The sequence below is a fragment of the Microcoleus sp. B7-D4 genome (assembly GCF_036705125.1).
Taxonomy (GTDB): domain Bacteria; phylum Cyanobacteriota; class Cyanobacteriia; order Cyanobacteriales; family Microcoleaceae; genus Microcoleus.
Genome location: NZ_JAUBTT010000051.1, coordinates 47,008 through 62,174 on the forward strand (window position 1 = coordinate 47,008; position 15,167 = coordinate 62,174).

At 46.3% G+C, this 15,167-nt stretch carries 11 protein-coding genes; 6 read left to right on the plus strand and 5 right to left on the minus strand.

Going from position 1 to position 15,167, the window contains the following annotated elements; genetic code table 11:
* The first annotated feature begins 18 nt into the window (after positions 1–18).
* Positions 19–1,089, plus strand: a complete 1,071-nt coding sequence (locus tag QUB12_RS20615; RefSeq protein ID WP_333144721.1) for a glycosyltransferase family 1 protein — start codon at positions 19–21, stop codon at positions 1,087–1,089.
* Positions 1,090–1,418: 329 nt separating this feature from the next.
* Here the strand turns inward: QUB12_RS20615 and glyS are convergent, their stop codons facing one another.
* The gene (gene glyS, locus QUB12_RS20620; RefSeq protein WP_333144723.1) at positions 1,419–3,566 is read right to left on the minus strand and encodes a glycine--tRNA ligase subunit beta; all 2,148 of its coding nucleotides are present in this window, start codon (positions 3,564–3,566) and stop codon (positions 1,419–1,421) included.
* A gap of 178 nt (positions 3,567–3,744) precedes the next feature.
* Between glyS and QUB12_RS20625 the strand changes: the two genes are divergently transcribed.
* Entirely contained in the window at positions 3,745–4,872 is a 1,128-nt protein-coding gene (locus QUB12_RS20625) for a HetZ-related protein 2 (protein ID WP_333308190.1), read from the plus strand.
* 503 nt (positions 4,873–5,375) lie between these two features.
* Positions 5,376–6,533 carry a hypothetical protein gene (locus QUB12_RS20630; protein WP_333308192.1) on the plus strand — a complete coding sequence of 386 codons (1,158 nt, stop codon included), beginning with the start codon at positions 5,376–5,378 and terminating at the stop codon, positions 6,531–6,533.
* A 542-nt stretch (positions 6,534–7,075) separates the two neighbouring features.
* On the opposite strand, the gene QUB12_RS20635 is transcribed toward QUB12_RS20630, so the two are convergent.
* The 3 genes from QUB12_RS20635 to trpB form a co-directional block, all read right to left on the minus strand.
* Complete coding sequence (locus QUB12_RS20635; protein ID WP_333144729.1) at positions 7,076–7,708, minus strand: ribonuclease D; 633 nt, start codon at positions 7,706–7,708, stop codon at positions 7,076–7,078.
* A gap of 151 nt (positions 7,709–7,859) precedes the next feature.
* On the minus strand, positions 7,860–8,366 hold the full coding sequence (locus QUB12_RS20640) for a CAP domain-containing protein (RefSeq protein ID WP_333144726.1): 507 nt from the start codon (positions 8,364–8,366) through the stop codon (positions 7,860–7,862).
* A gap of 296 nt (positions 8,367–8,662) precedes the next feature.
* The gene (gene trpB, locus QUB12_RS20645; protein ID WP_333085184.1) at positions 8,663–9,901 is read right to left on the minus strand and encodes a tryptophan synthase subunit beta; all 1,239 of its coding nucleotides are present in this window, start codon (positions 9,899–9,901) and stop codon (positions 8,663–8,665) included.
* A 258-nt stretch (positions 9,902–10,159) separates the two neighbouring features.
* On the opposite strand from trpB, the gene QUB12_RS20650 reads away from it, so the two are divergent.
* Together QUB12_RS20650 and recR are read left to right on the plus strand one after the other, a co-directional pair.
* Complete coding sequence (locus QUB12_RS20650; protein WP_333051370.1) at positions 10,160–10,528, plus strand: translation initiation factor; 369 nt, start codon at positions 10,160–10,162, stop codon at positions 10,526–10,528.
* 152 nt (positions 10,529–10,680) lie between these two features.
* Entirely contained in the window at positions 10,681–11,274 is a 594-nt protein-coding gene (gene recR, locus QUB12_RS20655) for a recombination mediator RecR (protein ID WP_333036394.1), read from the plus strand.
* 101 nt (positions 11,275–11,375) lie between these two features.
* Here recR and QUB12_RS20660 read toward each other — a convergent pair whose 3' ends face one another.
* Entirely contained in the window at positions 11,376–12,524 is a 1,149-nt protein-coding gene (locus tag QUB12_RS20660) for a flagellar assembly protein H (protein WP_333144727.1), read from the minus strand.
* A gap of 258 nt (positions 12,525–12,782) precedes the next feature.
* Between QUB12_RS20660 and QUB12_RS20665 the strand changes: the two genes are divergently transcribed.
* Positions 12,783–14,894, plus strand: coding sequence for a prolyl oligopeptidase family serine peptidase (locus QUB12_RS20665; RefSeq protein ID WP_333144728.1), 2,112 nt, complete (start codon positions 12,783–12,785; stop codon positions 14,892–14,894).
* Positions 14,895–15,167: the final 273 nt, after the last annotated feature.

Sequence of the window (15,167 nt, forward strand, 5' to 3'; positions counted from 1 at the left end):
ATTCTGTTCTATAAAATCATGTCTAATTCACTGTTAATCAATTTGTCCTTCTTAACACCCGAACCAACTGGAATCGGGACTTACGCCGCTAATCTTTTCCCGCAACTGCAACAGCTAGAACCAACATTACTGACTTCCCAGCAAATTAACAATTATACTTGCTATCAAATCCCAGAAACTCTGACACCGGATCGAGGGTCAAAAGGACAAATTAACAGGCTGCTGTGGACTCAATTCAACTTGCCAAAGATTTACAAAAAATTGCAGTCAAGCCTGATATTTTCCCCCATTCCCGAAGCACCTTTATATTCCGGCTGCCGCTACATCGTCACAGTTCACGATTTAATTCCTTTGCGATTTCCCCAACCTTTTTCTCGATTAACAGCTTATTTCCGCTACTACATACCCCAGGTTTTGCAGCAAGCAGAACACATTATTTGCGATTCTCAAGCAACGGCGGCAGATGTTGCTAAAATTTTCCAAATTCCGCCTAAAAAGATGACCGCAATTCCCCTAGCTTGCGATAATATTAATTTTAGATATCTCGACTTGCCCGCCAAAAATTATTTTCTTTATACCGGCAGACACGATCCTTACAAAAACTTGGAAAGATTAATTGCTGCATTTGCGAGTTTACCCGATCGCGCAAATTACGAATTGTGGCTAGCTGGGCCTCCCAATGCCTACACACCGCAGTTGACAGCACAAGTTGAAGAATTAGGTTTACAATCTTTCGTAAAGTTTCTCGGTTACGTTCCCTATTCTCAATTGCCCGTACTGATGAATCAGGCGATCGCCCTAGTTTTCCCTACACTTTGGGAAGGATTCGGCTTACCAATTTTAGAAGCAATGGCTTGCGGCACACCCGTCATCACTTCCAACCTGTCATCAATGCCAGAAGTAGCCGGAGATGCCGGATTATTAGTCAATCCTTACAGCGTCCCAGAAATAGCCGAAGCCATGCAAACAGTAGCCACAGATTCAAAAGTGCGATCGAACTTAAAAACTGCTAGTTTAGCCAGATCATCTCAATTTAGCTGGAACAAAACCGGCAAAGCAACCGCCAACATCTTACAACAATATCTTTAAACCTTCCCTCTCTTCCTCTCTGCGCCATCTGCGGTTAAACTCACATCTTGCACCATTGTCAGCAACAGGCAAGATGCCTGTTCCACAAAAGATAAATTTTCTTGTGGAACAGGCATCTTGCCTGTTCACAAAAGGCTATTTGAGAATGGTGCAACATAGGAGTTAAAACTGACGGAAAAGTCTAGTATGTGTGGGTTTCAGTCCTCTTAAGAGGACTTTCGCTTTGAGACGGGGGTTTCAACCCCCGGCGGACTGAAGCGGAGGTTTTCAACCCCCGGCGGACTGAAGCGGAGGTTTTCAATCCCCGGCGGACTCAAATATTGTAAATTCTAAGTTTTCACGATCGCCCCAAAGTCAGCCAAAACCCGCGCGTGATTCCGCAGCAAACCCAGTAAATTCAACCGATTTTGCTTAATTTCCGGGTCAGAATCCATCACCAAAACGCTTTCTGGCCCGTCGAAAAAGTTGCTGACAGTCGGAGCAATTTCCGTCAAACTATCTACTAACTGCTGGTAATTCCGAGTTTGTTTGGATAACAGGGTTTGCGGCACTAACTGCACGACTGCATCATAGAAAGCTTGTTCAGACGACTTTTGAAATAACTCCGGTTTCACCGCCGTTTTCGGTTCCAATTGTATTTTATCCAAATCACCTTGAGCCGCCAAACGAGTTGAACGGTTGACTGTTTCGTAAATTAGATCCAAAGTCTGGTTATTGCGGATTTGTTGGAGGAAAAGTGCTCTTTCCAGTGCGTCTAACAAATCTCTCAATGCTCGTTCAGTATATTCTGGGTCGTTTTCTCCCAAAACTGCATTTACCAAATCATAATCTACATTCTTTTCTTCTTGCAACAAAGTCCTAATTCTTTGCAAGAAAAACTCGTATAATTGCGATAGCAACTCCCCCGGTGTTTCTGGGCGCGCTGCGGTAAATTCGGCAACAACTTCTGCAAGCAACTTGTGCAAATTGACTGGCAACTGAGCCGCCCAAATAATGTTAGTTATTGCATTCGCTGCGCGGCGCAAAGCGAAGGGATCGGATGAACCAGTCGGCAACATTCCCAAACCGAAGATGCTGACTAATGTATCTAATTTGTCGGCTATGGCGACAACTTGACCTGTCAGAGTTTGGGGCAAATTGTCGCCCGCACCTTTGGGCAAATAATGTTCAAAAATCGCTGTGGCTACTGTTTCCGATTCGCCACTTGCTAAGGCGTATTTCTGCCCCATGATTCCTTGCATTTCGGGAAGTTCGTAAACCATTTGGGTTACGAGGTCGGCTTTGCAAAGTAAGGCTGCTCTCGCTACATCAGCTTGCTCTTCCTCTGTGATTTGCAGTTGATTGACAATTAAACTGGCAATCTTGCACAGCCGATCGACCTTTGCGCGTACTGTCCCCAAATCTTCCTGGAAAGTAACTGTTTCCAACTTGGGCAAATAATCCTCTAGAGGCTTTACCAAGTCTGCTTTGTAGAAAAACTGACCGTCTGCCAATCTTGCCCGCACTACTCGCTCGTTACCGGCGGCAATAATCGCGGCTTTAGCGGGAGATCCGTTGGAAATTGTAATGAAATAGGGCAGAAGTTCTGGATAATCGGGGCTTTTGAGGATGGGAAAATACCGCTGGTTTGTAACAATAATTGTGGTGATTACTTCCGGCGGCAATATCAAAAATTCTTCGTCAAATTTGCCGACAACTGCGTTCGGCCATTCTACTAAGTCGGTGACTTCTTCTAACAAATCTTCGGTAATGTCGGCATAACCGCCTTGTTTTGTTGCTGCGGCTTCTACTTGTGCTTTAATTTGATTTTTGCGCTGGGTTCGATCGACCTCCACGCAAGCAGCCCGCAGACACTCGACATAATCCTCGGCTTGCCGAATCGAGACAGGCTGCGGATGTAACACCCGGTGTCCTTGGGAAATTCGATCGCTCTTGACCGTATCCGAACCACTCACCAATGTAATTGGCAGTACAGTATCATCTAACAGTGCCACGATCGATCGAATTGGGCGCGGAAACTTCAAATCTCCGTCGGCCCACCGCATAAATCTTTTGCCTTCTAACTTGTTAATCCACTGCGGCACAAGTTCTGTCAAAATATCCGCTGTCAGCCGCCCCGGAATCTTTTTGAGCACAAACACAAAATCGCCTTTATCCGTAGCGCGAACTTCCAAAGCATCAATTTCTACGCCCTGCTTTTTCGCAAAACCTTCGGCTGCTTTCGTCGGTTTGCCATCTTTAAAAGCCGAACTTGCGGGCGGCCCTTTTACCTCTTCTTCTCTATCTAATTGCTGAACTGGCAGTCCTTTCACGAGAACGGCCAAACGCCTCGGAGTAGCGTATACATTAATAGACTCATTTGTCAAGGATTCTTCTGCCAGCGTTGCAGGTACAAGTCGCTGCCACTGCTGGGCGCTGCCTGAGACAAAAGATGCGGGCAATTCTTCTGTACCGAGTTCTAATAAAAAGTTAGGCATATCGCACCGTAATGGAATTTTGTTTAGGGTAATTTAAGGTAATTTATCCGATCGCGCGTTGGCGTTAGCGAAGCGATCCGAAGGAAAGCCCTCGAAGAGGATCGTATATCTGAAAAATACTCAAAAATCCAGGATACCACGTAAAATCGGGGGTGAAAGACAATATTCTCGACAGCCCATGACCTTGGCCCAAAGACTAGGACAAGATTGGAAGTCTCGACTCGAACAAGATTGCCCGCAGGAGAGTTCTAGCACTCGCGAGAGTGTTGTCCGCTGGCTGTTGGGAGACAAGCCCGAAAGATTTGACACTCTTAGCCCAACTCAATTGTCTGTTGCCTCTGGGGCGATCGACTTTTTATATCGAATTTTGATTTCTCGGTATCTGGGAGTACCGCCAGAAAAAGCTTACCGCAACTTGATCGGGCGGCTGGGCGGCTTGGTTGTGCTCCGGCAAAAAATCCAAGCGTGGGTTTCCCTGAGTCGCGACAGACAGCGGAGTGCGGTGGAGGTACTACAAGAAGTGATTCAGGAAATGCTTAATTCCGATCGCTACCTGCAGCAGCAAGTCGCCTGGATTGCCGAATGCACCTCAGACAGACGCCTGCGAAATGCTTTGCTGCTAGCGAGCACAGAAGAATACTGCTTGCGGCCGATCCGCAACCAGCCGCTGCTGGTGTACCGTTTTGTCAACTACCTGCGGCGTGCCCAGCGGGGGGGGTTGACCCAAGTGCCTGCGGGAGACTGGGTGCGGCTGGTGTCGGAACAGGTTCTACCCGACGATACAGACGAACCGCTCAGCCTGCTAGACGAACAGGCGATGTCCGAGTATCGAGAAAATCAAGCTTGGGAAGAGCAGCAAACTCAGCGGCAGATTGTCCAAAAAGAATTTGAGAATTACTTGGCTGCTGAAGTCGATCCGCTGGCTTCCCGGTGGCTGCAGCTTTACCTCCAAGGTCGTTCCCAAGAGGCAATTGCCGAGGATTTGAAGGTTCCAATCAAGCAAATTTACCGTTTGCGAGAAAAAGTCAGTTACCACGCGATTCGGGTTTTTGCGGTCAAACAAGCACCGGAATTAGTCGCTAGCTGGCTGGAAACTTCGCTCAAAGAACACAGTTTGGGCTTGACTCCGGCTCAATGGCAGCAATATTTACAAAACCTCACGCCGGTTCAGCGGCAGTTGGTAGAATCGCTGAAAGCAGGGAAAAGTGTAGAGACGATCGGATCTGAATTAAAGCTGAAAACCAATCAAGTCATCGGCGAGTGGAGCAAACTCTATTTAGCAGCTCAATCCCTCCGCAACGAGTAGATTGGTTGGGTGGCGGGCAATTGCTAATTGTTAATGGGCGGTAGCATTTTTCAGAATCCGCGCTACAAATCAATTCCCTCACAGCCACAGAGTTCTGCGAGTTTCCCCGTGGAAAACCGCGCGATGCCCTTTGTATCAATTCAGGTTAGATTAATCGGGCTCTTGTAGCGCTGGCAGGACGATCGCGCTCTGAGACGATCGCAGTCAACTCTCTGAGGTAAGATACTAGCAGCACGATCGACTTTTCAGGATTTTTTAACCAATCCTAAATTCAGCGGTGGCCCGTAAATCATCGGTTGTGGTGCATCTATAATACTTGTGCATTAAAGACATAATTCTGTCGTTGCTAGCCACGGGAATCAATTTCGGGCGATCGATGATAGTGGGTCTAGACTGCGCTAGTCATCATCTAGCTCTCAATCTTTTGGTAGAATTTGAGGCTGCAATACAGAAGGGAGAAAATTCTGGGACTAAGAATTTTTATTTAAGAAAAGCTTCCGGTTGTGAGGCCAATTCCTCCGTCAGGGAAGTTGCAGCGTTTAATTTTATCGCATCAGGTTGGTGCGTCGCGCTCGATCGCGCTTCCAACTACAAAGCAGCTAATGGTACATACATCTTCAACAGACTCGGCAGCTACAATGGACTCCGATCGAATATTTCAACTAATCGACACAGTTGTCCCCTTTGAAGCTTGCCTTTACTATCAAGTTTTGCCTTTATCTCTAGAAGGTAATCGGTTTAAATTGGGCGTAGTCGATGCCAAAGATGACTCCGCCTTGGACTACGTGCAGCGGATTTTAGCTTACATGAATTGCTCAGTCACAACAGAGCCAATTGCGTCGGAAACTCAGCGCTCGATGCTCTCAGCTTACTTGCTGCACGGGAGCCAGCTTCGAGAACCCAGCCAGACAGAAACCGCAGCAGCCCCAACACCCAAAAATCCCGCACCAGCAACTTCAGCCCCCAAAGCAGAAACGCTGCTGTCTGCCCCCGAAGCCTCGATGCCCGATCGTGAGCAGTTTAAACCTGCTGGCGCCGAGGTTCCCCCGACACCGACACAGCTATCGGTTTTGAATGTCGAGGCCTTGCACTTGTCAAGCCCAGTCGAAGTTTTGGCAACTTTGCCCGCGCCCCAACTGCTGGAAGAATTGCTTGGTAGAGTGCTGCGAGAGGGTATCGGCCGCCTGTTTTTTGAGCGGCATCAGTCCCAAGGCCGGATTCTTTGGAGTCAAGACGGCGTTTTGAAATCGATGCTCGAAGGTATCGATATCGTCCTTTTCCAAGAGGTCATCGACGAGTTGAAGCGGCTGACAGATATGCCTGTGTGCCCGGTGGAACAGCCCAAACAAGTCGAAGTTGAGCGCATCTATCAAAACACTCATTTGCTGTTGCGCTTGCGGGTAATGACGGTGGGTGGCAAGGAAGAAGCCACCCTGCAAGTTTTGCGGGGGGCAGCTTTGAGGTTTTACCAGCAGCAGCAGTTGTCTACTTTGAGTCGCGACGCGCTGCGGCTGGCCGAAGAATTGCAGCGGAAAGTGAATCAAATTCGCGATCGAACTCGCCTTTCTCCTGTGCCTTTAGAGGGGTTGCCGGCTTTGGAACAGGTGATTAGAAATGTTGACGACCAAATTGAAGCATTGATGCACGAACACAATCCCTAGCAGCCCTACTTAGCAAGAGCTCACTGTTTTGAATTTTTTTTTTACTCATATCGTTTCCGGTTGTATCGGAATGATTTAACCGCAGAGGGCGCAGAGAACGCAGAGGGAGAGAATACAGAGAGGAATATTTCCGATGCTACCGGATTTGATATCACATCAAGTCCGGTGAAATAATAATAATTACGTTTGTAGTGAGGACTCAAGTCCAAGCGAGTTTTATCATAACTCAAGTTTTCACTACAAAACAATTTGATGGCAGTTCTGCCAGGTGCTATCTAGTCCGGTCGATTCCCTTCGCTTCGCTTCGCCCGAAATCAGGTAGGGGCGGGTTAACCAATAATATCTGCCAATAATTGACAATCTCAAAAACCCGCCCGGCCGGGATATTATGGTCAATCGATCGGACATAATATGACACAAGATTATACCAGTTCCCTAAAAGAATGGAACTGTATGCCTGTACTCTAAACCCTGGTACTCATCAGTCATTCCCAATCTAAAATCTAAAATCTAAAATCTAAAATCTAAAACCTAAAATGGTATTAGCCATGCTCAAAAACATCCTTGTACTGCAATAAATCCAAACTCACAAAAACGGGCAAACACTGAAAACATTGTTGTGCAATTTCCCAGCGTTCTTCTCGCTGCAACATAGCAGTCAACTTTTGTTTAGCGCTCAGCAAATAGCGGACATCGTTAGCAGCATAATTTAGTTGGTCGTCAGAAAGATTAGTCGCATTTCCCCAGTCGGAACTTTGAGATGTTTTATTTAATTCTACCTTTTCAAGTTCTAAAATTAATTCTTTCAATCCGTGTTTGTGGGTATAAGTTCTAGCAAGTTTACTAGCTAGCTTGGTGCAGAAAACTGGTGCAACGTCAATACTTAAATTGTAACGCATTGTTGCCATATCGAAGCGCGCAAAATGAAATACTTTCTCAATATTTTCGGCTTCCATTAACTTCTTTAAATTCGGTGCTGCTGTCTGATCTTTGGCAATCCGCACCACTGCAACTTTACCTTCTGGATTGCACAACTGCACCAAACACAAGCGATCGCGCCAGGGTAGCAAACCCATTGTTTCCGTATCAACGGCGATCGCCTCTGCTGTCAAATAGTAAGATAAGAGAGAATCGGGAATATCACGATCGCACACTTGAAAATCTGCAAATTCCATTATTAGTAATTGTTGACTGTTGACTGTTGACTGTTGACTGCCTTCTTCCCTCTTCCCTCTTCCGGCTTCCATCGGACTGACATCCGTTACATCCGTTACATCCGTTACATCCGTTACAGAATCCGTTGCCGAACTTCCTTCTTCCTCCCGCTTATCGACTGCGGACAAAAAGCTGAGTAAAATAATACTCGCCTTTGGCATTTTTCGCAACCCCAATACCGGTCACATTAAACTGACCCTCCATATTCTTACGGTGGCCGTCACTTTTAATCCAACCCTCAACAGCATTGCGTACCGGGTCGCTGTAGCCCATATTGTAAGCAAGATTTTCAGCTACACTTTGATAAGGAATCGTAATTGCTTTCGCCCGCCCCTCAAATCCATCGTGGCTGAAACGTACTTTACCGTTAGCCATATTTTCGCTGTGAATTCTTGCTATCTGACTGATTCGCGGATCGACACTCAGCGGCGGCAACTTCTTAGATGCTCGGTATTGATTTATCTGTTGGTTAACCGCTTTTTCTAAGTCAGTAATAGCACTCGAAGCAACATTAGTATTCATGGGAGTTTGTGGCAGCGATCGCGTAGGAATGGAAGTGTCACACTTAGGCAGGATTGTCAACAATCCCAAGCAAATCGAAATCAAACCTTTGGACATGAAATCAAACGAAAAATAAAGTTAATTGTTACCATTAGTGTCAACTTAATGCCAAAAGTAATATGAGTATACCGTCTGAGGATAAGCCTCTAGATCCCCCTCGCATACCCCCTACTCCCCCTTAATAAGGGGAGTAGGGGTTGACTTTGAACGCTTCCAGTCCCCCCCTTATTAAGGGGGGCTAGGGGGGATCTAGACTTCGATACAAACGAGAGATACAAAGGATTTTAGTCTTAAGTTAACACCAATTAATTGTTACCAATTCCTACAGGGCGATCGCCCCACATTCCGCTAACCTAGATATTCAGAACCTTCGCCACAGTGTTCACGTCTTTATCGCCGCGTCCCGAACAGTTAAGCACAATGCGCGGATTGCCTGTTAGCTGCGGGCACAGAGTCTCCAAATAGGCGATCGCGTGAGAAGTTTCCAAAGCCGGAATAATCCCCTCCAACTGCGAAAGCCGCTGAAATGCTTCCAGCGCTTCTGCATCAGTTACGCTATAATATTCAGCCCTGCCCGCATCCTTCAAATAACTGTGTTCCGGCCCCACACCCGGATAATCCAAACCCGCACTAATCGAATGCGGCTCAATCACTTGACCTTCATTATCTTGCAGCAAATAACTCATTGCCCCGTGCAGAACTCCCACACTTCCTTTAGTCAAAGTAGCAGCGTGTTTATCAGTTTCCACACCTTCGCCCGCCGCTTCAATACCAATCAATCTAACAGTTTCTTCCCCGACAAACTCGTGGAAAAGACCCATTGCATTAGAACCGCCGCCGACGCAAGCTAATAAAATATCCGGCAAACCACCCCACTTTTCCTGGCACTGAGCGCGGGTTTCTTCACCGATTACTGCATGGAAATCGCGTACCATCATCGGGTAAGGATGCGGGCCCGCTACGGAACCGAGAATGTAATGAGTTGTTTCGACATTTGTCACCCAGTCGCGAATCGCTTCGGAAGTCGCATCTTTCAGCGTTCCCGTACCTGCAGCCACCGGCCGCACTTCGGCACCCATCAAGCGCATTCTAAACACATTTAAAGCCTGTCTTTCCATGTCGTGAACGCCCATGTAGACAACGCATTCTATACCAAAACGAGCGCAAACTGTGGCGGTAGCAACGCCGTGTTGACCGGCACCAGTTTCAGCAATTACCCGCTTTTTGCCCATGCGTTTTGCCAGCAATGCTTGAGCTAAAGCGTTGTTGATTTTGTGAGCTCCCGTGTGGTTTAAATCTTCGCGTTTGAGGTAAATTTGCGGGCCAGTTCCGTCTGCTTTAGCGTAGTGTTCGGTGAGGCGTTCGGCGAAATACAAAGGGCTGGGGCGGCCGACATAATCTTTGAGCAGTTGTTGGAGTTGCTGTTGAAATTCCGGTTCGCTGCGGTATTTGTGGAAAGCGGCTTCTAGTTCAAATAAAGCGGGCATCAGGGTTTCGGGGACGTATTTGCCACCGAATTTGCCGAATCTGCCGAGGGAGTCGGGGCGTTGGGCGCTGGTTTCGGTGGTGAGATGCAGGGGGGTGACTGTCATTTGATTTTAGATTTTAGATTTTAGATTTTTTAGATTGGCGGGTAAGCTAGAGGCGGGCGTGTCGATCGCGCGCTTAGTCGATCGTACCAAATTGCTTGGGGACTTGAGGCGATCGAACAAATTTCATTATAATTCCCTGAACCCTTGATGGGCTAATACAATAGGTATAATATCAGAGTCTAAACGAGCGATCGCCGCCTTACACCCAATCCGCTAAAACTAGAAATACCAGTAAAAAAAGTTCAAGCATCTTAACCTATGGCAGCATCCAAACGCAAAGATTCTGACAGCAAAACAACCGAGGGCAAACGAATAGTTTACTCCGAGTTTGGCAACGTTGACAACTCGGCCGCCCTCCAACGGGGAGTTGCCGAAGTTCCCCCCAATCAACAAAACCTCAAAATCGAAGCATCCCGAAAAGGACGCGGCGGCAAAACAGTTACAATCATCAGCGGCTTTCAGGAAAAACCCGAAACATTAGCAACTTTAGCCAAGCAGCTAAAAGCCCAATGCGGTACTGGCGGCACAGTCAAAGATAATGAAATCGAAATTCAAGGCGAACACAAGCAAAAGTTGCTAGAAATTATCACAAAATTAGGCTACAAAGCTAAAATTAGTGGAGGGTAAATTAGTCAATATTCCTCAGTGTATGGGCGGGACTGGTTTATGATATACTTAGTTTTAAACATAGATGGTTGGTAAAACCCGCCCCTACATCGCACAAATTATCTTGTCGCGAATCAACCAGAAATGATATTACCAATTACCGCCAATTTTTAATGTACACTCGACCTTTAGCTCGTTTAATCGAACAATTGCAGCGCTTGCCGGGAGTCGGCCCAAAAACAGCCCAGCGGCTAGCTTTACATATTTTGAAGCGACCGGAAGAAGAAGTGCAAGCCCTAGCTAAATCTTTGATTGATGCCAAACAGCAAGTAGGTTTCTGTCAAGTATGCTTTCACTTATCTGCTGACCCTGTTTGCGAAATTTGCCGCAATACCAACCGCGACACTCATACCATTTGTGTAGTATCAGAATCCCGCGACGTAATCGCTTTAGAAAAAACGCGGGAATACATGGGTAAATATCACGTTGTTGGCGGCGTTATCTCGCCGATGGATGGAATTGGCCCCGAACAATTGAACATTCAACCGTTAGTGCGGCGCGTCAGCCAGCAAAAGGTTAAGGAAGTAATTATTGCTATTAGTCCCAGCGTGGAAGGCGAAACTACTACTCTTTATATCGGTCACTTATTAAAACCTTTTACCCTAGTGACGCGCATAGCTTTTGGTTTGCCGATGGGGGGAGATTTGGAATATGCCGATGAAGTTACATTGGCTCGTGCTTTGGAAGGAAGGAGGGAGTTGGATTAGTTATAATTTGTCCCGCATCTAAATTGTGTTTTCTGGCGGGCGGGACGCCCAACCCCTACTTTCCACAAGAACTCGATCGAGCTTAATCGCTCTTTTTTTACTCAAAGGGAAGAGTTTTCTATTCGAGCCATTAGTTCTTCTATTGACAAATCCGGCAGTTGTGACAGCAATAGCGATAAATTTTCGGCCGACAATGCGAGCAAATTTGGGATGAGATTGACGGTGTTTACTTCTAATTGACCAAAGCGCTTTCTCAAGACATTTTCGGCGATTAAAGTTTGTACTTGTTGTCTATCTGCTTGGGCAATTGGCAATGTGGATAATTGCACTAACAACATAGTGAATTCACCAACAGGTAAAGCCGAGACAGAGGCAAAAAAGGCAATTGTCTTAGCGTCTAAATCCCCAAATCTGACTTGCAGAAAGTTTTGCAAAATCAACCGCTGTGCTTCTTCTCTTCCTTCTTCTCTTCCTTCTTCTCTTCCTTCTTCTCTTCCTTCTTCTCTTCCTTCTTCTCTTCCTTGTTGTGTGGCCTCATCTATTTTTTGTTGTAACAGAGGTACGAGCGCCATAACTAACTCCTTATCTTCCTGATTTCCTGGGGTACTAGCTGCTAAATTTACTTGCAGATTCGCTTGCAGGTTGTACAATAATTCTAGCGTATTAGCTCGTAGGGGACTATCAACAGGCAATCTTGTTAATTCCGCGATCGCCCCTTGCTGTACTTTACCCTTACCTAAAATCCGCAACCACATCGTTTCTGGAACATTCGGTAGCTGGTGGATAGCTATCAATCCTACTCGCCAAACTTCCGATAGAAAATAAACCCCCCTCCCCCAACCTTCTGACTCTTCTGGAATCATAAAATTAAAGCTGCTTAACAAAGCCTCCGAAGCAGTGGGAGTCAGAATCCACAATCTGGGTAATTGTTGGGATTCTAAACGTTGCTCTTCTCGATTAGCTCGGCGCAGTAATTCTGCCCTAGTATTTAAAAGTTTGACAACACAACTGAAAATATCCTCTGTATTGACGGCATTGCGAAATGGTTCGATCGCAGCCACAGTCGCAGTCATTTGACCTAACAAACCTAAATTCTCTACGTATTCAGGCGATACAGAAGTGGGTTTAAACCAGATATCAATTTCTCGAACTTGAGCAGAAACATCTTTACTGGTTTCTACTTCTCCTAGAGGTGACAATAACTCTCTTAGGTATTCTTTGGCAAACTGGTCATGGGGAAATTTAGTCATTCTTGGGAAGCACTTTATTCCGAAAGAAACTAAATTAATTATATCTCATTTTAAAATAGTATTTATTGGCGATAGGTTCTATGTTAGACACCCAATATTTTAAAGGATTCAGGTATCAAAGTATTCGGTTTTTTGAGGTGGGGTTACTTATTTAACCAAGATTTAGGATAAAATCTCAAATCCCAAATTGAGCTACTCTCCCCTGTCACTGCCGCGAAAGGGTAAACTGGAAAAAGTTACCGAGAGTAGTAAAAAATCATGACCCAATTCGATCGACCTTTAAGCTACCCCACAACCCGCAAAATCGACCAAACAGACGACTACCACGGCGTCAAAGTATCCGACCCCTACAGGTGGCTGGAAAACCCTGACTCGGAGGAAACCCAAGCTTGGGTGGAAGCCCAAAACGCAGTCACTTTTGCCTACCTCAACGAAATTCCGGCGCGGGAAAAAATCAAACAGCGCCTGACTCAACTTTGGGATTACGAGAAATACGGCATACCTTTCAAAGAAGGATCTCGCTATTTCTACTACAAGAATGACGGCCTGCAAAATCAATCCGTACTCTACACATTAACATCCCTCGACGACGAACCCAAAGTATTAATTGACCCCAACACTCTCTCAGAAGACGGAACTGTTGCTTTGGGTGGGATAGCTATCAGCGAAGACGGCAAATACATGGCTTACGGTTTGTCAACTTCCGGTTCCGACTGGCAAGAATGGAAAGTCCGCGATATCGAAACAGGTGCAGATTTATCGGATCATTTAAAGTGGGTGAAATTCTCAGGCGCATCCTGGACTCACGACGGTAAAGGCTTTTTTTACAGCCGCTACGACGAACCCAACGAAAAAAGCAAGCACGAAGACGTTAACTATTACCAAAAACTGTTTTATCACAAGTTAGGAACAGCCCAATCAGAAGACGTATTGATTTACGATCGCCCAGACCAAAAAGAATGGGGATTTAGCGGCGGCGTCACTGAAGACGGCAAATATCTAATTATATCAGTTTGGCAGGGAACTGAAACAAAAAACCTGATTTTCTATAAAGACTTAACAGCCCCTGAATCGCCTGTTGTAGAACTCATTAACGAATTCGAGGCAGAGTACAGCTTCATCGACAATGAAGGCCCTCTGTTCTGGTTTCAAACTGACTTAAATGCACCTTGCGGCCGGGTAATTGCGATCGACACCAACAACCCACCTCCTTCATCCCTCGCTGGTGACGAAACCCCCCCGTCGCCCAGGGAGGGGGGGTTCACAGAAATTATCCCCGAAGCAGCAGAAACCCTCCAAGGCATTGGCCTGCTGAACAATCAATTTGTGGCTTCTTATCTGAAAGACGCCTACACCCAAATTAAAATCTTCAACTTAGACGGCTGTTTCGCGCGAGAAATAGCTTTGCCGGGAATCGGTTCGGTGGGAGGATTCGGCGGCAAGCGGCACGACACCGAAACTTTTTATGCTTACACCAGTTTCACTGCACCAAACACCATTTATCGGTATAATCTGGTGACAGATGAAAGTACGATTTATCGGCAGCCCAATGTCGATTTTAATCCCGACGATTACGAGACAAAACAAGTATTTTACCCAAGCAAAGACGGTACGCAAGTACCCATGTTTATCACCCACAAGAAAGGCTTGCACTTGGATGGCAATAACCCCACCTACCTTTACGGATACGGTGGTTTTGGTATCTCGCTAACTCCGAGTTTTTCTGTTAGCAGGATAGTGTGGTTAGAGATGGGCGGAGTTTATGCGATCGCCTGTTTGCGGGGAGGTGGCGAGTACGGCGAATCATGGCACCAAGCAGGGACAAAGTTGAATAAGCAAAATGTGTTTGATGACTTTATAGCTGGCGCTGAATGGTTGATCGAAAACAAGTACACCAAGCCTGCAAAATTGGCGATCGCAGGCGGTAGCAATGGCGGTTTATTAGTGGGGGCTTGCATGACTCAGCGGCCGGAATTGTTCGGTGCAGCATTGCCCGCAGTCGGCGTTTTGGATATGTTGCGCTTCCACAAATTTACCATTGGTTGGGCTTGGACTTCTGAATACGGTTCGCCGGAAAATCCCGAAGAATTTTCCACAATTCACGGCTATTCTCCGTTGCACAATCTCAAACCGGGAACGGCTTATCCGGCGACAATGATTACAACTGCCGATCACGACGATCGGGTGGTTCCGGCCCACAGTTTCAAGTTTGCTTCTGCTTTGCAAGAAACCCACGCGGGAGAAAAACCAGTGTTAATTCGCATTGAAACTAAAGCGGGACACGGGGGCGGCAAACCTACTGCTAAAGTGATTGAAGAATTGGCAGATGAATGGGCTTTTTTAGTGCGCGAACTCGATATTGACGCTTAACAAGCCGCATTAGGGCGTGCGATCGACGCAGTTTCATGATTTAGATAGAAAGAGGGTGTAAAGGACGATCGTTCTTTTTGAATGGAAGGGCGATCGTTCTTTTTTGTCACCGCAATCCTGGTATTAATATATAATTTGTCAAGTTTTTTTGTTAAGTTTTGTAGCCTTAAGTGGCTATTATTACATGGCTGTGAGTTTACTGCACACCAAATTAGGATCGCGAATTAAATAACTTACAATTTTAATTGTTATTGTGGGATGGGCGTCCCGCCC

What these genes read in the sequence shown, in the direction of transcription:
- QUB12_RS20615 (WP_333144721.1), top strand. Translation starts at nt 19, where the DNA reads ATGTCTAATTCACTGTTAATCAATTTGTCCTTCTTAACACCCGAACCA.
- glyS (WP_333144723.1), bottom strand. Translation starts at nt 3,566, where the DNA reads ATGCCTAACTTTTTATTAGAACTCGGTACAGAAGAATTGCCCGCATCT.
- QUB12_RS20625 (WP_333308190.1), top strand. Translation starts at nt 3,745, where the DNA reads ATGACCTTGGCCCAAAGACTAGGACAAGATTGGAAGTCTCGACTCGAA.
- QUB12_RS20635 (WP_333144729.1), bottom strand. Translation starts at nt 7,708, where the DNA reads ATGGAATTTGCAGATTTTCAAGTGTGCGATCGTGATATTCCCGATTCT.
- QUB12_RS20640 (WP_333144726.1), bottom strand. Translation starts at nt 8,366, where the DNA reads ATGTCCAAAGGTTTGATTTCGATTTGCTTGGGATTGTTGACAATCCTG.
- trpB (WP_333085184.1), bottom strand. Translation starts at nt 9,901, where the DNA reads ATGACAGTCACCCCCCTGCATCTCACCACCGAAACCAGCGCCCAACGC.
- QUB12_RS20650 (WP_333051370.1), top strand. Translation starts at nt 10,160, where the DNA reads ATGGCAGCATCCAAACGCAAAGATTCTGACAGCAAAACAACCGAGGGC.
- recR (WP_333036394.1), top strand. Translation starts at nt 10,681, where the DNA reads ATGTACACTCGACCTTTAGCTCGTTTAATCGAACAATTGCAGCGCTTG.
- QUB12_RS20660 (WP_333144727.1), bottom strand. Translation starts at nt 12,524, where the DNA reads ATGACTAAATTTCCCCATGACCAGTTTGCCAAAGAATACCTAAGAGAG.
- QUB12_RS20665 (WP_333144728.1), top strand. Translation starts at nt 12,783, where the DNA reads ATGACCCAATTCGATCGACCTTTAAGCTACCCCACAACCCGCAAAATC.